Source organism: Thioalkalivibrio sp. XN279, assembly GCF_011089885.1.
In the GTDB taxonomy this organism is placed as follows: domain Bacteria; phylum Pseudomonadota; class Gammaproteobacteria; order Steroidobacterales; family XN24; genus XN24.
On record NZ_JAANBD010000023.1, the window covers coordinates 257,098 to 276,574 of the forward strand.

Genomic DNA, 19,477 nt, shown 5'->3' on the forward strand with positions numbered 1-19,477 from the left:
ACAGGATCACCGGGGGCTGGCCGGCCGCGCCACGCCCTCCACCAGCAGCACCCATTGCACGATCGTCGTGGCCACGGCGAGTTTCACCCAGCCGTCGAAGCCCTGGCCGAGGCGGAAGAGCACGAGCGCCACCGGCAGCAACGCGACGGCGAGCATGAGCGGTTTCGGGTTGACCTGCTGCCAGTTGAACAGCGGCACCTGGTGGCTGTAGCGCGTTTCGTGCACCACCAGCCACAGCGCCAGGCCGAGGAACACGGCGAAAGGCAAAGCCAGCCACCAGAAGGAGAGGGTGACGCCCCAGGTGCCGAAGGAGATCTCGCCGCCCACCTGCAGGGCGCCGTAGAGGCACAGCGCGGTCAGCGCCAGGTGCCAGGCCACGAGCCAGCCATGGAACAGCCGACGCAGCCGGCCGCGGCCTTCCAGGTAGAACGCCGCGAGCGCAATCAGCGCAACCAGCGGCGGCAGCCAGAAATGGCCGTCCGTGCCCTGGCCGCCGACGCCGAAGATCCGCCATTGCGAGATCTCCGGCTTGAGCACCAGCCGCATGGTGGTGGTCCAGAAGAAGGTCGTGGTGACTATGGTCCACAGGAGGACGATGTTGCGGAGCAGGGCCATGGCTCAGCGCTCCCGGGGCTCGATTCCATCGTGGCGACAGGGCGATTCTAGCGCGGCCTCAGGTCCCCGGCAGGTGCAGCGACACGCCTACGCGGATCGCGTCCCAGCTCTCCCCCTTGGCCTGCACGCCGACGATGCGCGCCCTGAGCTCGGCGCCCTGTTCGAGCAGTCGCGCCAGTGGGCGGTTCTCGCTGCGCGGCACGTAGCCGACGCGACAGCCGAGCGCCTCGATGCGGATGGCGCGCGGGTCGTGGGGGTTGTCGGGTTCGCGCACCAGCACCACCGGGTGGCCTGGTTGCAGGCGGTCGAGCAGGGCCGGGCCGTCGTAGTAGCTGAAACCGGCCACCGGGAAGACGCTGAAGTCGACTTCGGCGGTGCGGGCTGCGGCCAGCGCGGGCGTGCCCAGCAGCGGTGCGGCCAGGAGCTGCTTGAGGAAATTTCGGCGCAGCAATTGTGAAGGCATGTCTGTCCCCTCCAGCGCGCGGCGGTCCATGCCGCTGTGTTTCTGGAGGACAGCGTACTTTCGGGCGGGCTCAGGGGATGAGCCCGGCGTCACATTCCGCAAAAAATGCTGCGGGGTCGATCACCGTCGCGCCGCGCCGCCGCGCGCGCTTCGCCAGCTTGATGTCACGTGTCACCACCACAGGGGCCTCGAAGGTGGTCATGAAGGGGGTCTGACCCCGTTGCCGCAGCGCACCAAACGGGGTCAGACCCCGTTGCGGCAACGCAGCAAGGATGGCGTGGTCGGCACGCTGGTCGCCCTGGCCGCCGGGATAGATGACCTCGACCTGTGCCGAGCGCTGCTCCGCGTGTGCCTCGCCGCCGTCGAAGTAGACGCGCACCACCTGGCCCGGCCGGTCGAACACGGCCACCAGCTGCTGCACCAGCGCTTCGCGCGCCGCCGTGCCGGGATGGCCGTCGACCAGCTCAGCCGCGAAGCGCGGGCGCAGGGCGTAGAGGAGGTTGTGGCCGTCGATGAGGTAGGTCGATTTCACAAATCCAGAACCAATCTGAAATATCCGCTGGGTAGAACTGTGGCTCCCCGAACAACACCCCCCAAGCAAGTCGCCAAGAGTAGAGGAGCCCCCGATGCACGACCACGATAACGGAGTTTCCAACCCCTCGAAGAACCGCCCCTTCCGGGACGTCCTCGAGGTCAGCATGTCCCGGCGCAAGATGATGATGGGCAGCCTGGCCACCGCCGCCACCGCCTACGTCGCCTCGTCTTCCGTAGCCCTTGCCGCCAAGGGCGGACTGAAGGGCCCGAACGCCGGCAAGGGCGGCAGTGAGCTGATCGGCTTCAAGCCTGTCACGCTCGAAGCCGCCAACGTCGTGGATTCCGGCAAGATGCCACTGATCTCGCCGGACTACGAGTACCAGACCCTGATTTCCTGGGGCGAGAAGCTTTACCCCAGCGCGCCGGTGACGCCGTACGAGGGCGACCCGAACACGCGCCCGACCGGGGTGGAACAGGAGTTGCTGATCGGCATCGGCCACGACGGCATGACCTTCTTCCCCAAGGGCGGCAAGAGCAACACCGAGGGCATGCTCGCCATCAACCACGAGTTCGGCAACAACTTCCATGTGCTTGGCAAGGGCACGCCGGCAACCCTCAACGAGGTGCGCGCCTCGCAGCACGCTCACGGCGTCTCCGTGGTCGCACTGCAGAAGATCGACGGCACCTGGCAGCAGGTCGACAGTCCGAACGCCCGCCGCATCCACGTCAATACCCCGGTGGAGTTCAGCGGCCCCGTCGCCGGCCACGAGCTGCTCAAGACGCCCAAGGGCAACCCCACGCTCGGCACGGTCAACAACTGTTCCAACGGGGAGACGCCCTGGGGCACCTACCTCACGTGCGAAGAGAACTTCAACGGCTACTTCGGCGCTGCCGGGGAGTGGGTGGCCACGCCGCGGCAGGCCCGCTACGGCTTCAGCCGCAACGGCTTCGGCTACGGCTGGCATCTCTTCGACGAGCGTTTCGACCTGTCCAACCCTGACTACGCGAACGAGGAAAACCGCTTCGGCTGGGTGGTCGAGATCGATCCCAACGACGGCACCCAGACGCCGGTGAAGCGCACCGCCCTGGGCCGGTTCAAGCACGAGGGCGCCGAGGTGACCGTCGGTCGCGGCGGCCGCATGGTGGTGTACATGGGCGACGACGAGCGCTTCGATTACATCTACAAGTTCGTCTCCGACGACAACTGGAAGTCGATGCGCGCTCGCGGCCTGCACCCGCTGGACCACGGCAAGCTCTACGTCGCGAAGTTCAACGACGACGGCACCGGCAACTGGCTCGAGTTGACCATCAAGCACCCGGCGCTGGCGGCGAGCTTCAAGGACCAGGCCGAGGTGCTGACCTTCGCGCGTCTCGCAGCCGACGTCCTTGGTGCGACCCCGATGGATCGGCCGGAGTGGGCCAGCGTGGCGCCGAACGGCGATGTGTACTGCACGCTGACCAACAACAGCCGCCGCACCGTGCCCGACGCCGCCAACCCGCTGGCGCCGAACAACGACGGCCACATCATCCGCTGGCGCGACGACGACCAACACGTCGGCACGAGCTTCGTCTGGGACATTTTCCTGATCGCCGAGACCACCCACCGCACGGAGCAGTCCTTCTCCGACCCGGACGGCATCTGGGTCGACCCGGACGGCCGCGTGTTCATCCAGACGGACGGCGGCCAGAAGGACGGCCTGCGCAACCAGATGCTGGTGGCCGATGCTGAGGGCAAGGAGATTCGCCGCCTGTTCGTCGGCCTCAACGGCGACGAGATCACCGGCATCGCTTACACGCCTGACCGCCGCACCATGTTCATCAACACCCAGCATCCGGGCAACGGAAATCCCGAGTTGACCAACTTCCCGGCCAATCCGGGCACCGGCAAGATCCCGCGCGACACGACCTTCGTCATCACGAAGAAGGACGGCGGAATCATCGGCTCGTAAGCCGCCCAACGCAGGAAGCGACCCGCGAGGCCCCGGCACCTGCCGGGGCCTCGTTTTTTCCGGCAGGTTTGCGACCCTCAGTGGGCGTGCTGTTCAGCCCCGGCCTGGGCGGCGAGCGCGGGGAACTTCTCCGTCGCGTGCCGCGAGTGACAGGCGACGCAGGCTTCCATCATGCGCCCGACGTAGTAGCCCACCAGCTCGGGTTTCTTTGCCTCGGCCACGTGGATCAGCATGGCCGCATCCTGGTGGAAGCGCGCATCGAGGGCCTGGAAGTCAGGCGGCAACGCTTCGTGCAGCTCCTCGAGCTGGGCCGGTGTCAGCGACTGCCGCATGATGTAACTGTCGCGGATCCGCGTGCCGATGGCGGCAATCTCGTCCCAGTTGCCCGCTGCGAGGGCCGGGATCACCCCGATCATGCCGGCCTGGACGGCCTGCATTTCCGCGCTGAGGGCCTCGCGCAACGGTTGCGACAGCGCCGCCACGCCCTGCGCGGGCGGCGCGGCGGCATGGTCATGGGCTTCCTCGGCCCCGCCGGCCAGGGGCCAGGCGATGGCGAGGGTAAGGGCGGTGAGCAGTAAGTTCATGCGCATGGGGTCTCTCCTGCCGTTGCGACGACTCGTCGAGGCGTGTGATGCAGGGTAGCATCGCGGCATGCTGCTCTTTTTCGACGTCGAGACCACCGGCCTGCCCACCCGGCGCCACGCCACCTACCGCGAGGTCGATGCCTGGCCGCGCATCGTGTCCATCAGCTGGGCGCTGGCCGCCGGGCCGGGCGAGGTCGCGGCACATCGCAGCGCCATCATCCGCCCCGACGGCTTCACCATCCCCTGGGGCGCGGAGCAGGTGCACGGCATCAGCACGGCGACGGCGCTGCAGTTCGGTCGCCCGCTCAACGACGTGCTGCGCGACCTGGCCGAGGATGTCGAGATGCACCTGCCGTTCCGGCTGGTGGCGCACAACATGGACTTCGACCGCAATGTGCTGTTCTCGGAACTGGTGCGCGCCGGGCGGATGCCGCCGTCGCCCGAGTTGCTGCGGACGCTCGGGGCGCTGCCGACGGTGTGCACCATGCTGTCCTCCGTCAACGTGTGCCGCCTGCCGGGGCGCTACGGCGACTACAAGTGGCCGCGGCTGGATGAGCTGCACCGGCACCTGTTCGGCGAGGGCTTCCCCGGTGCGCACGATGCGGCGGCCGACGTCATGGCCTGCGTGCGCTGTTATTTCGCGCTGCGCGGGCAAGAGTGAGTTTCTTTACTGGTCGGCGGCCGCATCGTGATCGACGACAACCTCAGCGGCCGAACTTCCAGCCCGCCCTGAAGGCCACGGCGCTGCCGCTCAGGCTCAGCGCGAAACCAAGGCCATCCCGCTCCCAGCCCAGCGCCGGGACGACGGTGAGACCGACGCCCAGCGCATTGTTCAGGGGCAGGCGGTCTTCGTGCGGCTCCTTGTAGCCGTGCACGATGCCGGCGCTCACCGCCCAGAACAGCTGCCCGCCCCAGGCCGGCTTCCAGTCCCATTCCAGGCCGTAGTAGATCGTCTGCGAGAACTGGCCGTAGGAGTTGTCGAACACGGCGGCGCCGAAATGGCTGCGGTCGGCATCCCAGTGCACATGGCGCGGCGTGACGAACTCGACGGCGACGATGTGGTTCCAGTCGACGTAGTCTTTGTTGTTGGTGACATGGAACACGCGCGGCGTGTAGGCGACGCGGATGCGGTCGTCCTGGCCGAACCACCCCGGGCGGGCGTCGGCGGCCGCCGCCCCGAGGAGGAGCAGGGGCAGGACGAGGGCCAGGCAGGCAAGGCGATGCGGCATCGGACGGGTTCCCCGGGACTGTGAGATAGATATCGCTGGGCGGGCCGTGCTGGATTTCGCTGGTATCGGATTTGACCGGCGGGGGCGGCGACGGCATAAGCTGGCGCACAGGGGTGATTCGATGAACTTGCAACGCAGCCTCCTGGCGGCATCCGGCCTGCTGCTCGCCGCCATGGCGAGCGCAAGCGCGCCCGCGTGGGTGGACGATCCGCCTGAACGCGTGGCGGGCGAGCCGCTGGTCGTGACGTGGGCGGATGCGGGCCACCGGCCCGCCTGGCTGGCCTGGGGGGATGCATCGGCGCCGGGGGACGAGGCGCTGACCGCGGTCGAGGACAGCGGGGACGCGGTGGCGTTGCCCAGGGCCGGCCTGGGTCGCCTGCCGCGCGTGCTGGTGGCCGTGCCGGCCGACCCCGGGTTGCGACCGCAGCGCATCGAGGTGGAAGAGGGCGTGGAGGCAGTCGCGCTGCGCTTCGCGCCGGTCGGCGGGGATGCCGTGTGCTTCTGGGGCGTGACGCCGCGGGACCCGTGCCCGGCCTCGATGGGCGGGCGCCTGGGCGTGGGCGCGCGGCTGATCGGGCAGTTCTCGGTCTACACCAGCCTTCACGGCCTGGATTACTGGTGCCTGGAACGGGATTCCGCGGCCGAACCGGAGCGGGCGATGTATTTCACGCCGCCCTATCGCGGTGTGCTGCGCTCGGTGTCGGCCGTGGGCTTCGCGCCGGCGCCGGTGATCCTGCAGGGTCTTTGCGCCGCCCACCACGGCGGCGAGTGCACGCACACGCTGACCACGGCCCCGGGCAGCTGGGGTCGCGCGCACGAGCTGGTGTTCGAGTTGGACGAGGGCTTCGACGCTGTGGCGTGGTGCCCGATCTAGCGGAGCGCGCGCCCTCGCGTCGCGGCCAGGCTGTTCAGCTGAACTGCACGCGCCCCTTCAGTTCCTCCAGCGACAGCTCCGGCGACGCCAGCGACGCCTCGTCGGGGCCGCCGCCGACCACCAGGCCGAGCCCGGCCACCGGCGGCAGGCTGTCCAGCTTGAAGCGGCCGGGGTGCGGCTGCTGGCGGATGAAGCACTCTTCGTCGAAGAACAGGCGGTCGTCGCAGTCGTCGATCTCGTCGCACTCGATGGTGGCGTGGCCGATGGCGCCGCGGATGGCGTCGAGCGTGGGTTCGAGCTCGATCTGCTCGATGGTCTGCTTGAAGGGGTCGATGAGGTAGGCGTGCATGGGATGCATTCTACCCGAACGGGGTCTGACCCCGATAATGCGCATGGACGATGCGCATTACCATGTGTATGGTAACGGGCATGTCAGCAGCATTCGGCAAGCGGACACCGCGTAAAGCCGCCAACCTGAGCGTAAATGCAGAGTTGTTGCGCCGCGCGCGGGCGCTGAAGATCAACCTCTCCGCAACGCTGGAGGAGGCGCTGGTGGCGGAAATCAGGCGGCGCGAGCAGCAGGCCTGGCTGGAGGCGAACCGGGCCGCGATCAAGGGCTACAACGAAAGCGTCGAGCGCGAGGGCGTGTTCAGCGACGGCCTGCGCACGTTCTGATGCCGCAGTTCACGGTCTACCGCAACCCGAACCGGACCACCCGCGATCGATTTCCTTTCCTGCTGGACGTGCAGAGCGAGCTGCTGGACGAGCTTGATACCCGCCTCGTGGCACCCCTGGCGCGGCTGGCCGACCTGCCGAGCCCGCCGATAACCCGGCTGATGCCGGTATTGGCGGTCGAGGGCGCCGACTACGTTATGGTGACGCCTCAAGTCGCAGGAATCCCCCGCCGCCTGCTCGGCGAACACGTCGCCGATCTCTCCAGCCAGCGACATGAAATCCGCGCCGCGCTGGACTTCCTCCTCACCGGATTCTGACCAGGACCAGAAACAACATCATGAACCGAGCCGACCATCCCCTGTTCCAGCCCTGCCACCTCGGCCCGCTGGCGCTGCAGAACCGCATCGTCCTCGCGCCGCTCACCCGAAGCCGGGCCGAGGGCAACGTCCCCAACGCCCTGATGGCCGAGTATTACGGCCAGCGCAATTCGGCCGGATTGCTCATCACCGAGGGCACCTCGCCGTCGCCGAACGGGCTCGGCTACCCGCGCATCCCCGGCATTTTTTCCGCGGCCCAGGTCGAGGGCTGGCGCGCAGTCACCGCGGCCGTCCACGCCGGCGGCGCGAAGATCTTCATGCAGCTCATGCACACCGGCCGCATCGGCCATGCGCACAACCTGCCCGAGGGCGCGCGCGTGCTGGCGCCGTCGGCCGTCGCCGCAAACGGGCAGATGTACACCGACCAGGCCGGGCTGCAGCCGCACCCGGTCCCCGAGGCCATGACGGCCGCGGACATCGCCGCCGCCGAGGCCGAGTTCGTGCAGGGCGCGCAGAACGCCATCGCCGCCGGGTTCGACGGTATCGAGCTGCATGGTGCCAACGGCTACCTGCTGGAGCAGTTCTTCCGCCCGACCTCCAACCAGCGCACGGACCAGTACGGCGGGTCTTTCGCCGACCGCGCCCGCTTCGTGCTGGAAGTGGCGGAGCGGGCCAGCGCCGCCATCGGCAACGAGCGCGTCGGCATCCGCCTCTCGCCCTTCGGCGTGTTCAACGACATGCCGCACTACGACGCCATGGCGGAGGACTACACCGAATTGGCCGGAGAGCTCGGCAAGCTCGGCCTCGCTTACCTGCACATCGCCGACCACTCCGCGAGCGGCGCCCCGGAAGTGCCGGAAGCGGTGAAGCAGGCCATGGCGGAGAAGTTCGGCGGCCCGGTCATCCGCTGCGGCGGCTACACGGCAGAGCGGGCGATGGCGGACATCGACGCCGGCAAGGCCGACCTCATCGCCGTGGGGCGCGATTTCCTGGCCAACCCCGACTTGCCACGGCGCTGGCGCGAGGGTCTCGAGCTCAACGCGCCCGACCCGGAGACCTTCTACACGCCCGGGCCGAAGGGCTACACGGACTACCCGGTCGCCGGCTGAACCGGCTGCCTCAGAGAAACCGCACCAGCAGGAACAGGCCGACCATGGCGAAGCCGAGCGCCAGCTTGGCGGCCGTGCCGATCACCAGGCCGAGGGTCGCCCCGAGCCCGGCGCGGCCCGCCTGCGCCCAGCCCTTGCGCTCGGCGATCTCGCCCACCAGCGCGCCGAGGAAGGGCCCCAGCAGCAGGCCGAGCAGGCCGAAGAAGATGCCGATGAGCGCGCCGATGGCGGCGCCTGCGACCGAGCGCGGCGAGGCGCCGTAGCGCTTGGCGCCGAAGGCGCCGGCGACGAAGTCCGCCAGCATCGCCAGGCCGGCCATCACCGCAAGGAGCACCAGCGTGGTCGTGCCGACGTGGGCGAAGCCCTCGGCCCAGGCCCCGAGGAACAGCCCGGCGAACAGCAGCAGCGGCCCCGGCAGCGCCGGCAGGACCAGCCCCGCCAGGCCGGCGAGGGTGAGCAGCACCGCGAAGATCCAGAGCAGGATGGTCATGGAGCGCGACTATACTGGAGCCGATGAGCGTGTCCACTGACCACCGTCAACACGGCTACCTGGTCGCCCTGGCGGGCGCCGCGCTCGTGCTCGCCCTGCTGTACTGGTACCCGCTGCCGGCCATGGGCCGCGGCGGGCTGGCGGCGGCGCTGCTGGCGCTCGGCTGGCTGGCCTATCAGTACCTCGAGCCGATGCGCATGCTGCGGCGGCGCGCGCTGCTGTCGCACGTCACGCTGGAGGCGAGCTGGGTGCGGCGGCGGCTGTGGCCGGGCCACCTGCTGCGCTTGCGCCAGGCCGTGCTGGCGCTGGCGACCGCGGCGCTGGCCTTGCTCATGGCCGCCGGGCTGGCGCCCTACGAGTGGGCGGTGCTGCTTGCCAGCCTCGCCAGCTTCGCGCTGTTGCTGGTCCTCGTTTCGCGCCGGGCGGCGCGCCACGTGGTGCCCGCCTACCAGGCGGCCATGGCGCTGCGTGTCACTTTCTGGGTCAACCTCGCGCTCGCCGCCACTGCGCTGGCGCTGCTGCAGGTGTTCTGGCTCGAGGTGCCGGACGCCGGCGGCTTTGCCCCGCTGGAGGTCGCCGCGGCAGCCTTCGATGCCGAGCGGGCCCGCGCCACGTTGCCTTCGGTCGGGTGGCTGCTGGGGCTCGGCGCCGCCGGCGAGGCCGTGACCTGGCAGCTGCTGCAGGCGGCGCGGCCGGCCGAGGGCGGGCTATGGGCTTACCTGGTCGCCGCCCTGGCGCTGCTCGGCTGGAACGGCTTGAAGCTCGGCTCGGTGTGGGTCGTGCTGCTGGGGGTGGTGGCTTTGGCGCAGCGCCGTCGCGGCTCCGCCCCGGCGTCGCAGCAGGCGAGTGACGGCCGCGGCTTCGGGCTCAGCGCCGTCGCGCTGGCGCTGCTCGGGCTGCTCCTGTCCAGGGCGGCCCCCGAGTCGCCGCCCGAGTGGCTGGCGCTGGATCCCTGCACTTTCAAGGCGCCGGCCGAGCGCCGCGTGGCGGCCGCGCAGGCGGGCGCGGGGCTCGCGGCGCAGCAGGCAGAGTTCAACGCGGCGCTGGAGCAGCAGCTGCAGGCGACGCTGGACCAGGCCTTCGCGCGCGCCGAGGCGGGCGTGGACAGTTTCCTCGACTGGAACTTCAGCCTGCAGGGCCAGTACCTGCAGCTGTGGTACCTGGGCCGCTCGGTGACCGGCGGCGAGCCGTTCGACGAGTACATGGCGCGCATCATGGACGCGCACGTGGACGATGCGCTCGGCCCGCTGCTCGACACGCTGGGACCGGAACTGGAAGCCGAGCTGCGCGCGCGCGTGGCCGCCGCCTACGAGGGCCAGGCGGCGCTGCTGCAGAGCGTGCTGGCGCGCAGTGAATGCCTGCAGCCGGAGGTGCCGGGATTCGCGCTGGACGCCGGCATGCACAAGTCGCTGGTCGGTTTCGGCGCCGTGGGCGGCATCCTGGCGACGCGCCTCGGCGCCCGCGTCGGCGCGCGGGTGATGGGGCGCGAGGCGGTGCGGCGCATGTTCGCAGCCATCGCCACGCGTTTCGGCGCGCGCGCCGCGGCGGCGACGCAGGCGGGCCAGGCCGGCGCGCTGTGCGGTCCCTGGGCGCCGCTGTGCGCCGTCGGCATCGGCGCCGCGGCCTGGGTCGGCACCGACGTGGTGTTGAACGAGATCGACGAGGCGCTGAACCGCGAGGAGATGCGTGCCGAGATGCTGGCCGCCCTCGCGGCGCAGCGGGCCGAGCTGGAGACGGCGCTGCGCGCGCAGTACCTGGCGGCGGCGTCCGACATGTTCCAGTCCTTCGCGGACTACCAGCAGCAGGTGTTCAACCCGTACCGCGGCGTGCTGCCTCAGCGGTAGTCGGGATTGGGGTGGTCGAAGCGGCAGCCGGCCTCCCACTCGCTGCGCTGGTTGCCGTGCGCGGGGATGCCGCCGGCGTCGCGCAGCAGCCGCGCCATGTGCATCAGGTTCCAGGTCATGAACGTGGTGTTGCGCTGGGTGAAGTCGTTCTGCGGGCCGCCGGAACCTTCGTCGGCATAGGACTTGCCTGGCCCCGCCTCGCCGATCCAGCCGCAATCGGCCTGCGGCGGGATGGTGTAGCCGAGATGCTGCAGGGCGTAGAGCACGGTCATGGCGCAATGCTTGATGCCGTCCTCGTTGCCGGTGACCACGCAGCCGCCGACGCGGCCGTAATAGATGTACTGGCCCTTGTCGTTGAGCTTGCCGGACTCGCCGTAGAGCCGCTCGATGACGCGCCGGCACACCGAGCTTTCCTCGCCGAGCCAGATCGGCGTGCCCAGCACGAGGATGTCCGCCGCCATGACTTTCTCGCACAAGGCCGGCCAGTCGTCGCGCTCGAAGCCGTGCTCGGTCATGTCGGGATAGACGCCGGGCGGCAGGACATGATCGACCGGGCGCAGCACCTCGGTGGCGACGCCGTTGGCAGCCATGATGTCGCGCGAGACGCCGATCAAGGCCTCGGTGTGGGACAGGGTGCCGCTAGGCTTGAGCGTGCAGTTCAAGAACAGGGCGGACAGTCCCGAGAAGTCATGGGCGCTCGAGCTCATGCGGCGCCTCCCTTGCAGGTCTTGCAGTGTGACGGCTGAACTCTCACCCTAGCCGGACATCCTGGAGATTGCACATCATGGAAAAGATCCGCTTCGAGAATCGCGCCGGGGTGGCGCTGGCGGGCACGCTGGAATTGCCGCCGGGCGGCGACTGGCGCGCCACGGCCGTGTTTGCACACTGCTTCACCTGCAGCCGGGACATCCGTGCGGCCCGCGACATCACGCGCGCCCTGGCGCAGGCCGGATTCGCCGTGCTGCGCTTCGACTTCACCGGCCTCGGCGAGAGCGAGGGCGACTTCGCTGACACGCATTTCTCCAGCAACCTGGACGACCTTGAGGACGCGGCGCGGTGGCTCGGCGAGCACTACGATGCGCCGCAGCTGCTGGTCGGTCATTCCCTCGGCGGCACGGCCGTGCTGGCGGTGGCGGAACGCCTGGACAGCGTGCGCGCCGTGGCGACGCTGGGTGCGCCGGCCGACCCGGAGCACGTGCTGAAGCACTTCGGCACAGGGCTGGAGCAGATCGAGGCGGAGGGTGCGGCCGAGGTGGAGCTGGCCGGGCGCACTTTCAGCGTGCGGCGGGATTTCATCGAGGATGCGCGACGCCATCCGCTGGAGGAGCGCCTGGGCCGGCTGCGTCGTGCGCTGCTGGTGTTGCACTCGCCCGTGGACACGGTGGTCTCCATCGAGCAGGCGCAGAAGATTTTCGTTGCGGCGAAGCACCCGAAGAGTTTCGTCAGCCTCGATGATGCGGATCACCTGCTGTCGCAGGCCGCGGACTCCGCCTATGCGGGCGGCGTGATCGCCGCATGGGCCGCACGCTTCCTCGAGCTGGCGTCGCCCGAGCCGGCCGCGGGCGCACGCGTCAGCGGCCTGACGGCGGACCAGTTCCTGTGCAGCGTGCAGGCCGGGCCCCATGGGCTGGTCGCCGACGAGCCGGGGGACAAGGGCGGCACGGACCAGGGACCGGATCCTTACCAGTTCCTCGCCGCGGCGCTGGGCAGCTGCACGGTGATGACGCTCAACATGTACGCGCGCCACAAGAAGCTGCCGGTGCAGCGCGTGCGCTGCGCCGTGACGCACCGCCGCGTGCACGCCGAGGACTGTGCCGATTGCGAGTCCACCGCGGGCCACGTGCACGAGTTGAGCCGCGTCATTGCCATCGAGGGCGAGCTCGACGATGCGCAGCGCGCGCGCATGCTGCAGATCGCCGACCGTTGCCCGGTGCACCTGACGCTGGAGAGCGAGATCAGGATCCGTTCGCGGCTGGCGGGTGAATAGCCGGCCGGGCTAGCCGGCCTGCCAGTAGGTCGCCAGCCGGTCCGCCATGTCGGTGATGACCTCGCGCAGCTCGAGCGACTCGAGCCACTCGCCGGGAATGGCGTCGACGCCGAGCGCGGCGCCGAGAAGGTGGCCGGTGACGGCGCCGGTGGAGTCGGAGTCGCCGTCGTGGTGCACGGCCATCGCCACGCCCGCCTCGAAGGACTCCGCCGTCAGCGCGCAGTAGAGCGCGATCGCCAGCGCCTCGTCGGCCAGCCAGCCCTCGCCGAGGTCGGGAATGGCCTGCTCGGGCCCGACGCCGGCGCGCGCGAAAGACTCGGCGCGGTGGATGGCCAGCAGGGTTTCCTCGTGGCCCTCGTGCTGCGCCAGCAGGTGCCTGGCCACGGCCAGCGCCCCCTGCAGCGACATGCCGTCTGCCAGCGCCGCCACCATGGCGGCGAACGTGCCCGCGCTCAGCTGCCCGGTGGGATGGCCGTGGGTGATCGCGGCCAGGTCGCGCGCCAGCAAGAAGGCGGGGCGGATGGAAAACGCGCCCTCCGGCCGCCAGAAGAACAGGCCGGCCGGGGCCACGCGCATCAGCCCGCCGCACCCCTTGCGGTCGTTGTCCGCGGGTGCTTCCTGCGTGCCGTCGCGCACGGCGCGCAGCACGCCGAGGCAGGTGGTGCCGGGTCCGCGGCGCGCGTGCAGGTCGGGGTGGTGGAGCAGCCAGCCGTCGACGGGCACGCCGTCGAGCGGGGCGTCGTGTTCCTCCTGCGTATGCAGCCAGCGCAAGTAGGCCGCCCGGGTGGACGCGACCAGGCAGGCGCTGCCTTGCTCGCAGCCGTCGGCCCAGCCCAGCAGCAACCCCTCGGCGGTGAACAGGGTCATCTGGGTGTCGTCGGTGACGGTGCCGAGCCCGCCGTAGGCCGGCAGGAAACGCTTCACGCCGCCGGGGCCGTAGTGCGCCTCGATTTCCCTGCGCCGCATGAACTCCACGGGCGCGCCCAGCGCATCGCCCACGGCGCCGCCGAGCAGGCAGCCGCGGAACCTGTTGCGAGTGTCTTTCACAGTGGCCTCAATGGCTGAAGAGTTCGCAGGGCACCCCGTTGGCGAGCAGCACCGCGCGCAGGTCGGCGACCGCGGTCACGCTGTTGCCGAAAAAATTCTCCAGCAGGGCGAGCAGGGCCGCGTCCTTGGCCGCCGCGGGGACGCGCAACCAGTACTCTTCTTCGTGGTGTCCCTGTGCCCTTTCCTCCGGGACCAGGTCCTCGCGGCCGATCACCAGGAGGTCGCCCTCGTCCGTGACCACGGCCTCGATCGAGATCCCGTTCGCCTCGGTGCGGCGCACGAGTTCGACGCGCTTGTTCATGCTGGTCCTCCCTGACAGATCGCAGCCATGCCAGTATCCGGGATGGGTGGCTCAAGGGGTGAGCCCGTATAAATGGTCATCCTCGACCATATGTAGCGTCAATACCGGCGATTGGCATCCGTATCGGCCACAGGCTGCAGCGGACAGATTGCATCGGGAGGTCGGGGCGCGGGCGAAGTATCATGCGCCCATGTTCGACTTCCATCACAGTTATGCGCAGCTGCCCGAGCGGGCCCATGCGCGCCTGGACCCGGTGCCGGTGGCGGCGCCGCGGCTGGTCGCGTTCAATCGCGAGCTGGCGGCCGAGATGGGTGCCGAGGGCATCCCGGACGACGCAATGCTGGCGGCCGTGTTTTCCGGCAACACCGTGCCCGCGGGCGCCCGTCCCATCGCGCTGGCTTACGCCGGCCACCAGTTCGGCCATTTCGTGCCGCAACTCGGCGACGGCCGCGCGCTGCTGCTGGGCGAGGTGGTGGATGCCTCCGGGCGGCGGCGCGACGTGCAGCTCAAGGGCTCCGGGCGCACGCCATTCTCGCGCGGCGGCGACGGGCGCGCGGCGCTGGGACCGGTGTTGCGCGAGTACCTCGTCAGCGAGGCGATGCAGGCGCTGGGCATCCCCACCACGCGCGCGCTGGCGGCGGTGACGACGGGCGAGCCGGTGTTTCGCGACACGGCCCTGCCCGGCGCGGTGTTCACGCGGGTCGCGGCGAGCCATGTGCGCGTCGGCACCTTCCAGTACTTTGCGGCGCGCGAGGACTTCGCAGGGCTGCGCGCGCTGGCGGACCACGTTATCGCGCGGCATTACCCGCAGGCCGCGCAGGCGCAGGCGCCGTACGAGGCGCTGCTCGAGGCGGTGGTGGAGGCGCAGGCGGCGCTGGTGGCGCGCTGGCTCGGCGTGGGTTTCATCCACGGCGTCATGAACACCGACAACATGGCAGTGTCCGGCGAGACCATCGACTACGGGCCCTGCGCGTTCATGGACGCCTACGACCCGGGAACGGTGTTCAGTTCCATCGACCGCAACGGGCGCTATGCCTATGCCAACCAGCCGCCGATCGCGCAGTGGAACCTGGCGCGCCTGGCGGAGGCGCTGCTGCCGCTGGTGGACGAAACGCCGGCGGCGGCGGTGGAGCGGGTGACGCCGGTGGTACACGGATTCGCGGCGCGCTTCGAGCGGCACTGGCTGGCGGTGATGCGGGCCAAGCTGGGGCTGGCGAGCGCGGAGGAGAGTGACGCCGAGCTGGCGCAGGGGCTGCTCGATCGCATGCAGGCGGCGGGGCTGGATTACACGCTCACGTTCCGTGCGCTGGCGGAGGCGGCGGGTGGCGCGCCGGCGCCGGCGGGGCTGGACGGATGGCTGCACGAGTGGCGCGCGCGGCTGGGGCGCGACGCGCAGTCGCCGGAGGAGCGCGTGGCGGCCATGCGCGGCGCGAACCCTGCGGTGATTCCGCGCAACCATCGCGTCGAGGAGGCGCTGGCGGCGGCGGTGGAGCGCGAGGATTTCGGGCCGTTCGAGCGCCTGCGGGTGATGCTGGCGCAGCCTTTCGATGTGGACGCGGACACGGCGGCCTTTCTCGCGCCGCCCGTGCAGCCGGATCCCCGCTACCGCACCTTCTGCGGCACCTGAGCACCCGTTTTTCATAGTAAGCTTCTTTTAAATCAATAGATTTCCGGGGTCAGACCCCCATGTGGGTGTTCGGGAAGTCGTTGCTGGGGAGTTTCCGGGACCTGCTGCCCATCCTCGCGGTGATCGGCTTCTTCCAGCTGGTCGTGCTGCGCCAGCCCATGGAGGACGTCGGGGGCATTCTTGTCGGCCTGGCGCTGGTCGTCGTCGGCCTCACGCTCTTCGTCTACGGGCTCGAGATGGGCCTGTTCCCCATCGGCGATTCCATGGCGCACGCCTTCGCGCGCAAGGGCAGCCTGGCCTGGCTGATTGCGTTCGCCTTCGCCCTCGGTTTCGCCACCACCATCGCCGAGCCTGCCCTCATCGCCGTGGCCGGCGAGGCCGCGAGGATGGCGGCAGCCGAGGGCGACATCGCGAACACCGAACAGGCGCGCTCAGCCTATGCCGCAGGCCTGCGCATGGTGGTGGCGCTGGCCGTCGGCACTGCGATCGTGCTCGGCGTGTTCCGCATCCTGAAGGGCTGGCCCTTGCATCACCTGGTCATCGGCGGCTACGTCCTGGCCATGCTCCTCACCAGCTTTGCGCCGGCCGAGATCATCGGCCTGGCCTACGACTCTGGTGGCGTCACCACCTCCACCATCACCGTGCCCCTGGTGACCGCGCTCGGCGTCGGCCTGGCGTCTTCCATCAAGGGCCGCAACCCTGCCGTGGACGGCTTCGGCCTGATCGCCTTCGCTTCCCTGATGCCGATCATTTTCGTGCTCGTCTACGGCATGGTGTTCTGAGATGGAGCTCGGCGGAACACTGCTTTCGGTGCTCGGCGCGACGCTGCAGGACGTCGCGCCCATCGCCGCGGTGATCTTCGGCTTCCAGTTCCTCGTCATCCGCCGTCCCATCCCGCACCTGCGCCGCTTCATCATCGGCTTCATCTGCGTGATCCTCGGGCTCAGCTTTTTCCTCGTCGGCCTCGACCTGGCGCTGTTCCCGCTGGGGCGCTCCATGGCCATGCAGCTCACCGAGGTCGACTTCGTCTACGGCACCGATGCCGCCGCCGCGGTCATCGACCACCACTGGACGAACTACTACTGGGTCTACCTGTTCGCACTCGCCATCGGCTTCAGCGCGGTGCTGGTCGAGCCGGCCGTCATCGCCGTGGCCATCAAGGCCAACGAGGTGTCCGGTGGCGCCATCCACATCACCGGCCTGCGCGTGGCGATCGCCATCGGCGTAGGGGTCGGCATCACGCTCGGCTCCTACCGCATCATCAGCGGCGGCGAGCTGCACTACTACATCATCGGCGCATACGCGGTAGTGATCGTGCAGACCTATTTCGCGCCGAAGCAGATGATCCCGATCGCCTACGACTCGGGCGGCGTATCGACCTCGACGGTGACGGTGCCGCTGGTCGCGGCGCTCGGCCTCGGCCTCGCCTCCAGCATCCCGGGGCGCAGCCCGTTGCTGGACGGTTTCGGCCTCATCGCCTTCGCCGTGCTGTTTCCCATCATCTCGGTGCTGACGTTCGCCCAGCTCGCCCGGGCCTGGGAGCGCCGGGAGCTACGCCGACGTGATGCCCAGGGGCAGGCGTGAGGGTCAGCTTGCGGGTTCGTCGACGTGCTGGCGCTCGGCCATGGCCAGCACCTCGCCGACGATGTCGTTCATGGTGATGATGCCGGCCAGCGCGTCGCCGTCCAGCACGAGCAGCCGCGACAGTCGATGCTTGGCCATCAGGCGGGCGACGTACTTCACGTCCATGCTCGGCGGCACCGCGAGCGCGGGCTTGCTGTACACGTCGAAGACGTTGACCAGGTCGATGTCGCCTTCCTCCGCCACGATGGTGCGCAGGATCCCCGTGTAGCTGATGAGGCCGTAGGCGTCGTTCTCATCGCGGCGCTCCACCACCAGCGATTTCACCTTGTTGGCGCGCATGATCGCCATGGCCTCGCGCAGCGTGGCCAGCGGCGACACGGTGACGACGTCCGTCTTCATCAGGTCCTTGACCAGCATGTTCAGATGTCCTCGCGGATGCGTTCGACGAAACTCTCGATCTGGCGTGTATCGATGCCCGCCAGGTGTTCCAGCGGGACCGTGAACACCACGCCCTTGGAATGCTTCTTCAGTTCCAGGCCGTCGGTCAGCGCCTTCATCACCGTCAGCGCCAGCGTGCGTTCCAGCACGCACACCAGCAGGGTCTGCGTACCCTGGTAGGTGAGGCCGAAAAAGGTCTTGCGGTCTTCGGTGCCGATGCCGCGCCCGGTGAGGATGGTCATCCCGGCGGCCCCGGCTTCCTTGGCCACGTCGATGGCCCTTTCTTCCAGGTCCTCGGAGACGATGGCCACCAGCAGTGCGAATTTCATGTTTTGCCTCCCGCTCGAGGCCCAAGTCTAGCCGAATCTGCTGCGGGGATGGCCCCCGGGTCAGCTGTCGTACATGTTCACGAACAGCAGCACCAGGCCGAGCTGCATGGTGTACTGGAAGGCGCCCATGAGCGAGGCGCTGCCGAGCTGGGTCTGCCACATCTGGAAGCCGGCGCCGCCGAGGGTGGTGAACAGGCCGAACCACACCACGATCCCCAGCCCCAGCCCTGCCAGCGCCCAGGTCTTGGCGGCGTTGAAGTCGGCCGCCGCGTCATGGCGCGCCTGCCACAGCGCCCATGCGCCCCTGCCCGCCAACAGGCCGGCCGCGAGTTCCAGCAGGCAGATGAAGACCAGCGCGGCCCACACCACGGCCGGCGCGGTGACGGCCGGGAAAATCGAGGCCGGGTAGGCCGCGTGGTCGGCCTGGCTGAACACCGCGTAGACAAAGCCGTAGGCGGCCTGCGCGTTCAACACGTTGTGGGCGGCATAGAGCAGGCACATCAGGGCGGCAAAAGCGACCAGGACGATCTTCAGGTAGCGGATCGGCAGCATGGCGTTCTCTCCCCGGGATGAAATTTTCCTGCGCCAGACTACACTTTTTTCGGGCCCACCCGGCCCATTGCCCACCGAGGTGGGTCATGAACACCACCACGTTCTTGCGCGCCCTGCTGTGCGTGGCCGCGGCGGTGCTGGTGTCCTCCTGCAACACCGGTGAATGGTTTGACGAGAGCCCGCTCACCCTCCGCCTGGCGGACGGGCCGGTCGACGAGGCCTTCGCGGTGGTGATCACCGTCACGGGCTTCGAGATCATCGACGACTCCAGCATCTACGACTACGAAATACCGCTGCGACCATCCGTGCAGGTCGACCTGCTGGCGCAGGCGGACGGCCGCAGCGTCATACTGGTGGACCGGATGCAGTGGATCAGCGACCGCTACGACGGCCTGCGCCTGATGATTCGGGCGGACAGCAACGGCGAGTACGCCTGGATCGATACGCCCACCGGGCGCCATGCGCTCTACATGCCGGACGGATACGGCGACGGCTTGCGCATGAAGCAGGCACTGCGTATCCCCGAGAACGGCGAGGCCGATTACACCATCGATTTCGACCTGCGCCAGTCCATCCTGCCGCCACCGCCGGTGCGCCGGGTTGCGTCCCGGTCGTCTATGCCTTCGCCGGGAGCAGTATCACGCCCGACGACATCGATCGCATCGCGCCGGAGCCGCTGAACGAGGGTACGGCCAGGCTCGATTCGGCCAGCGGAGAGTACCGCTACGTGCTGGCGCATATGCCGCCGGGCCAGTACACGATTGCGCTGACCTGCCAGGGAGACCTCGACCTGCCGAACCGCAACGAGCTGTCGGCTATCTCTTCCGTGGTCACCTTCGGTGCGCCGGTGCAGGTGACCGTGCCGGCCGGTGCGGAAGTCCAGGTGAACCTGCCGTAGTATTGGGCTGGCTGTAGCAGGCAACGAGGAG

The 19,477-nt window shown here is 69.3% G+C and carries 24 protein-coding genes and 1 pseudogene; 12 read left to right on the forward strand and 13 right to left on the reverse strand.

What is annotated here, in order from left to right:
- Nucleotides 1-6 precede the first annotated feature (6 nt).
- From G8346_RS04205 to G8346_RS04215, 3 genes are all read right to left on the reverse strand, one after another.
- Entirely contained in the window at nucleotides 7-615 is a 609-nt protein-coding gene (locus G8346_RS04205; RefSeq protein ID WP_166048531.1) for a hypothetical protein, read from the reverse strand.
- 58 nt (nucleotides 616-673) lie between these two features.
- Nucleotides 674-1,078 (reverse strand): HIRAN domain-containing protein, encoded by a 405-nt coding sequence (locus G8346_RS04210; RefSeq protein WP_166048533.1) that lies wholly within the window; start codon nucleotides 1,076-1,078, stop codon nucleotides 674-676.
- 70 nt (nucleotides 1,079-1,148) lie between these two features.
- The gene (locus tag G8346_RS04215; RefSeq protein WP_166048535.1) at nucleotides 1,149-1,610 is read right to left on the reverse strand and encodes an NYN domain-containing protein; all 462 of its coding nucleotides are present in this window, start codon (nucleotides 1,608-1,610) and stop codon (nucleotides 1,149-1,151) included.
- Between the two features lie 94 nt (nucleotides 1,611-1,704).
- On the opposite strand from G8346_RS04215, the gene G8346_RS04220 reads away from it, so the two are divergent.
- Nucleotides 1,705-3,561 carry a PhoX family phosphatase gene (locus G8346_RS04220; protein ID WP_166048536.1) on the forward strand — a complete coding sequence of 619 codons (1,857 nt, stop codon included), beginning with the start codon at nucleotides 1,705-1,707 and terminating at the stop codon, nucleotides 3,559-3,561.
- Between the two features lie 77 nt (nucleotides 3,562-3,638).
- Here the strand turns inward: G8346_RS04220 and G8346_RS04225 are convergent, their stop codons facing one another.
- Nucleotides 3,639-4,151 (reverse strand): cytochrome c, encoded by a 513-nt coding sequence (locus tag G8346_RS04225; protein WP_166048537.1) that lies wholly within the window; start codon nucleotides 4,149-4,151, stop codon nucleotides 3,639-3,641.
- Between the two features lie 61 nt (nucleotides 4,152-4,212).
- Between G8346_RS04225 and G8346_RS04230 the strand changes: the two genes are divergently transcribed.
- Entirely contained in the window at nucleotides 4,213-4,806 is a 594-nt protein-coding gene (locus G8346_RS04230) for a 3'-5' exonuclease (protein WP_166048538.1), read from the forward strand.
- 43 nt (nucleotides 4,807-4,849) lie between these two features.
- Here the strand turns inward: G8346_RS04230 and G8346_RS04235 are convergent, their stop codons facing one another.
- Nucleotides 4,850-5,374, reverse strand: coding sequence for a hypothetical protein (locus G8346_RS04235; RefSeq protein WP_166048539.1), 525 nt, complete (start codon nucleotides 5,372-5,374; stop codon nucleotides 4,850-4,852).
- A 121-nt stretch (nucleotides 5,375-5,495) separates the two neighbouring features.
- On the opposite strand from G8346_RS04235, the gene G8346_RS04240 reads away from it, so the two are divergent.
- A complete protein-coding gene (locus G8346_RS04240) occupies nucleotides 5,496-6,248 on the forward strand; it encodes a hypothetical protein (RefSeq protein ID WP_166048540.1) in 753 nt (250 codons plus the stop codon).
- 34 nt (nucleotides 6,249-6,282) lie between these two features.
- Here G8346_RS04240 and G8346_RS04245 read toward each other — a convergent pair whose 3' ends face one another.
- The gene (locus tag G8346_RS04245) at nucleotides 6,283-6,597 is read right to left on the reverse strand and encodes a hypothetical protein (protein WP_166048542.1); all 315 of its coding nucleotides are present in this window, start codon (nucleotides 6,595-6,597) and stop codon (nucleotides 6,283-6,285) included.
- A gap of 80 nt (nucleotides 6,598-6,677) precedes the next feature.
- Between G8346_RS04245 and G8346_RS04250 the strand changes: the two genes are divergently transcribed.
- Genes G8346_RS04250 through G8346_RS04260 form a run of 3 tightly spaced genes read left to right on the forward strand, consistent with a single transcriptional unit; the run spans nucleotide 6,678 to nucleotide 8,349 of the window.
- Nucleotides 6,678-6,923: a type II toxin-antitoxin system CcdA family antitoxin gene (locus tag G8346_RS04250; protein WP_166048544.1), complete on the forward strand. Its 246-nt coding sequence runs from the start codon at nucleotides 6,678-6,680 to the stop codon at nucleotides 6,921-6,923.
- Complete coding sequence (locus G8346_RS04255; RefSeq protein ID WP_166048547.1) at nucleotides 6,923-7,240, forward strand: CcdB family protein; 318 nt, start codon at nucleotides 6,923-6,925, stop codon at nucleotides 7,238-7,240. Before G8346_RS04250 ends, G8346_RS04255 begins: the two co-directional genes overlap by 1 nt.
- A 20-nt stretch (nucleotides 7,241-7,260) precedes the next feature.
- Nucleotides 7,261-8,349 (forward strand): alkene reductase, encoded by a 1,089-nt coding sequence (locus G8346_RS04260; RefSeq protein ID WP_166048549.1) that lies wholly within the window; start codon nucleotides 7,261-7,263, stop codon nucleotides 8,347-8,349.
- 10 nt (nucleotides 8,350-8,359) lie between these two features.
- On the opposite strand, the gene G8346_RS04265 is transcribed toward G8346_RS04260, so the two are convergent.
- Entirely contained in the window at nucleotides 8,360-8,839 is a 480-nt protein-coding gene (locus tag G8346_RS04265) for a DUF456 domain-containing protein (RefSeq protein ID WP_166048551.1), read from the reverse strand.
- Nucleotides 8,840-8,868: 29 nt separating this feature from the next.
- Between G8346_RS04265 and G8346_RS04270 the strand changes: the two genes are divergently transcribed.
- The gene (locus G8346_RS04270) at nucleotides 8,869-10,683 is read left to right on the forward strand and encodes a hypothetical protein (protein ID WP_166048552.1); all 1,815 of its coding nucleotides are present in this window, start codon (nucleotides 8,869-8,871) and stop codon (nucleotides 10,681-10,683) included.
- On the opposite strand, the gene G8346_RS04275 is transcribed toward G8346_RS04270, so the two are convergent.
- Nucleotides 10,674-11,390, reverse strand: a complete 717-nt coding sequence (locus tag G8346_RS04275; RefSeq protein ID WP_166048554.1) for a flavodoxin family protein — start codon at nucleotides 11,388-11,390, stop codon at nucleotides 10,674-10,676. The genes G8346_RS04270 and G8346_RS04275 overlap by 10 nt on opposite strands.
- A gap of 77 nt (nucleotides 11,391-11,467) precedes the next feature.
- Between G8346_RS04275 and G8346_RS04280 the strand changes: the two genes are divergently transcribed.
- Nucleotides 11,468-12,670, forward strand: a complete 1,203-nt coding sequence (locus tag G8346_RS04280) for a bifunctional alpha/beta hydrolase/OsmC family protein (RefSeq protein WP_166048556.1) — start codon at nucleotides 11,468-11,470, stop codon at nucleotides 12,668-12,670.
- Between the two features lie 9 nt (nucleotides 12,671-12,679).
- Here G8346_RS04280 and G8346_RS04285 read toward each other — a convergent pair whose 3' ends face one another.
- Nucleotides 12,680-13,717, reverse strand: a complete 1,038-nt coding sequence (locus tag G8346_RS04285; RefSeq protein ID WP_166048558.1) for an ADP-ribosylglycohydrolase family protein — start codon at nucleotides 13,715-13,717, stop codon at nucleotides 12,680-12,682.
- A 7-nt stretch (nucleotides 13,718-13,724) separates the two neighbouring features.
- Complete coding sequence (locus G8346_RS04290) at nucleotides 13,725-14,018, reverse strand: hypothetical protein (RefSeq protein WP_166048560.1); 294 nt, start codon at nucleotides 14,016-14,018, stop codon at nucleotides 13,725-13,727.
- 190 nt (nucleotides 14,019-14,208) lie between these two features.
- Between G8346_RS04290 and G8346_RS04295 the strand changes: the two genes are divergently transcribed.
- Nucleotides 14,209-15,645, forward strand: coding sequence for a YdiU family protein (locus G8346_RS04295; protein WP_166048562.1), 1,437 nt, complete (start codon nucleotides 14,209-14,211; stop codon nucleotides 15,643-15,645).
- Nucleotides 15,646-15,704: 59 nt separating this feature from the next.
- Nucleotides 15,705-17,229, forward strand: a pseudogene (locus G8346_RS14620) (DUF1538 domain-containing protein).
- A 3-nt stretch (nucleotides 17,230-17,232) separates the two neighbouring features.
- Here G8346_RS14620 and G8346_RS04310 read toward each other — a convergent pair.
- The 3 genes from G8346_RS04310 to G8346_RS04320 are packed head-to-tail and all read right to left on the reverse strand — an operon-like array spanning nucleotide 17,233 to nucleotide 18,548.
- Nucleotides 17,233-17,646, reverse strand: a complete 414-nt coding sequence (locus G8346_RS04310; protein WP_166048568.1) for a CBS domain-containing protein — start codon at nucleotides 17,644-17,646, stop codon at nucleotides 17,233-17,235.
- Nucleotides 17,647-17,648: 2 nt separating this feature from the next.
- Complete coding sequence (locus G8346_RS04315; protein WP_166048570.1) at nucleotides 17,649-17,996, reverse strand: transcriptional regulator; 348 nt, start codon at nucleotides 17,994-17,996, stop codon at nucleotides 17,649-17,651.
- 60 nt (nucleotides 17,997-18,056) lie between these two features.
- Complete coding sequence (locus tag G8346_RS04320; RefSeq protein ID WP_166048572.1) at nucleotides 18,057-18,548, reverse strand: DUF2165 family protein; 492 nt, start codon at nucleotides 18,546-18,548, stop codon at nucleotides 18,057-18,059.
- A gap of 86 nt (nucleotides 18,549-18,634) precedes the next feature.
- Between G8346_RS04320 and G8346_RS04325 the strand changes: the two genes are divergently transcribed.
- Complete coding sequence (locus G8346_RS04325; RefSeq protein WP_166048574.1) at nucleotides 18,635-19,228, forward strand: DUF4382 domain-containing protein; 594 nt, start codon at nucleotides 18,635-18,637, stop codon at nucleotides 19,226-19,228.
- A gap of 47 nt (nucleotides 19,229-19,275) precedes the next feature.
- On the forward strand, nucleotides 19,276-19,446 hold the full coding sequence (locus G8346_RS04330) for a hypothetical protein (RefSeq protein ID WP_166048576.1): 171 nt from the start codon (nucleotides 19,276-19,278) through the stop codon (nucleotides 19,444-19,446).
- The last annotated feature ends 31 nt before the right edge of the window (nucleotides 19,447-19,477 follow it).

What these genes read in the sequence shown, in the direction of transcription:
- G8346_RS04315 (WP_166048570.1), bottom strand. Translation starts at nt 17,996, where the DNA reads ATGAAATTCGCACTGCTGGTGGCCATCGTCTCCGAGGACCTGGAAGAA.
- G8346_RS04225 (WP_166048537.1), bottom strand. Translation starts at nt 4,151, where the DNA reads ATGCGCATGAACTTACTGCTCACCGCCCTTACCCTCGCCATCGCCTGG.
- G8346_RS04290 (WP_166048560.1), bottom strand. Translation starts at nt 14,018, where the DNA reads ATGAACAAGCGCGTCGAACTCGTGCGCCGCACCGAGGCGAACGGGATC.
- G8346_RS04205 (WP_166048531.1), bottom strand. Translation starts at nt 615, where the DNA reads ATGGCCCTGCTCCGCAACATCGTCCTCCTGTGGACCATAGTCACCACG.
- G8346_RS04245 (WP_166048542.1), bottom strand. Translation starts at nt 6,597, where the DNA reads ATGCACGCCTACCTCATCGACCCCTTCAAGCAGACCATCGAGCAGATC.
- G8346_RS04240 (WP_166048540.1), top strand. Translation starts at nt 5,496, where the DNA reads ATGAACTTGCAACGCAGCCTCCTGGCGGCATCCGGCCTGCTGCTCGCC.
- G8346_RS04265 (WP_166048551.1), bottom strand. Translation starts at nt 8,839, where the DNA reads ATGACCATCCTGCTCTGGATCTTCGCGGTGCTGCTCACCCTCGCCGGC.
- G8346_RS04320 (WP_166048572.1), bottom strand. Translation starts at nt 18,548, where the DNA reads ATGCTGCCGATCCGCTACCTGAAGATCGTCCTGGTCGCTTTTGCCGCC.
- G8346_RS04310 (WP_166048568.1), bottom strand. Translation starts at nt 17,646, where the DNA reads ATGCTGGTCAAGGACCTGATGAAGACGGACGTCGTCACCGTGTCGCCG.
- G8346_RS04210 (WP_166048533.1), bottom strand. Translation starts at nt 1,078, where the DNA reads ATGCCTTCACAATTGCTGCGCCGAAATTTCCTCAAGCAGCTCCTGGCC.
- G8346_RS04220 (WP_166048536.1), top strand. Translation starts at nt 1,705, where the DNA reads ATGCACGACCACGATAACGGAGTTTCCAACCCCTCGAAGAACCGCCCC.
- G8346_RS04275 (WP_166048554.1), bottom strand. Translation starts at nt 11,390, where the DNA reads ATGAGCTCGAGCGCCCATGACTTCTCGGGACTGTCCGCCCTGTTCTTG.
- G8346_RS04255 (WP_166048547.1), top strand. Translation starts at nt 6,923, where the DNA reads ATGCCGCAGTTCACGGTCTACCGCAACCCGAACCGGACCACCCGCGAT.
- G8346_RS04280 (WP_166048556.1), top strand. Translation starts at nt 11,468, where the DNA reads ATGGAAAAGATCCGCTTCGAGAATCGCGCCGGGGTGGCGCTGGCGGGC.
- G8346_RS04260 (WP_166048549.1), top strand. Translation starts at nt 7,261, where the DNA reads ATGAACCGAGCCGACCATCCCCTGTTCCAGCCCTGCCACCTCGGCCCG.
- G8346_RS04325 (WP_166048574.1), top strand. Translation starts at nt 18,635, where the DNA reads ATGAACACCACCACGTTCTTGCGCGCCCTGCTGTGCGTGGCCGCGGCG.
- G8346_RS04295 (WP_166048562.1), top strand. Translation starts at nt 14,209, where the DNA reads ATGTTCGACTTCCATCACAGTTATGCGCAGCTGCCCGAGCGGGCCCAT.
- G8346_RS04235 (WP_166048539.1), bottom strand. Translation starts at nt 5,374, where the DNA reads ATGCCGCATCGCCTTGCCTGCCTGGCCCTCGTCCTGCCCCTGCTCCTC.
- G8346_RS04230 (WP_166048538.1), top strand. Translation starts at nt 4,213, where the DNA reads ATGCTGCTCTTTTTCGACGTCGAGACCACCGGCCTGCCCACCCGGCGC.
- G8346_RS04250 (WP_166048544.1), top strand. Translation starts at nt 6,678, where the DNA reads ATGTCAGCAGCATTCGGCAAGCGGACACCGCGTAAAGCCGCCAACCTG.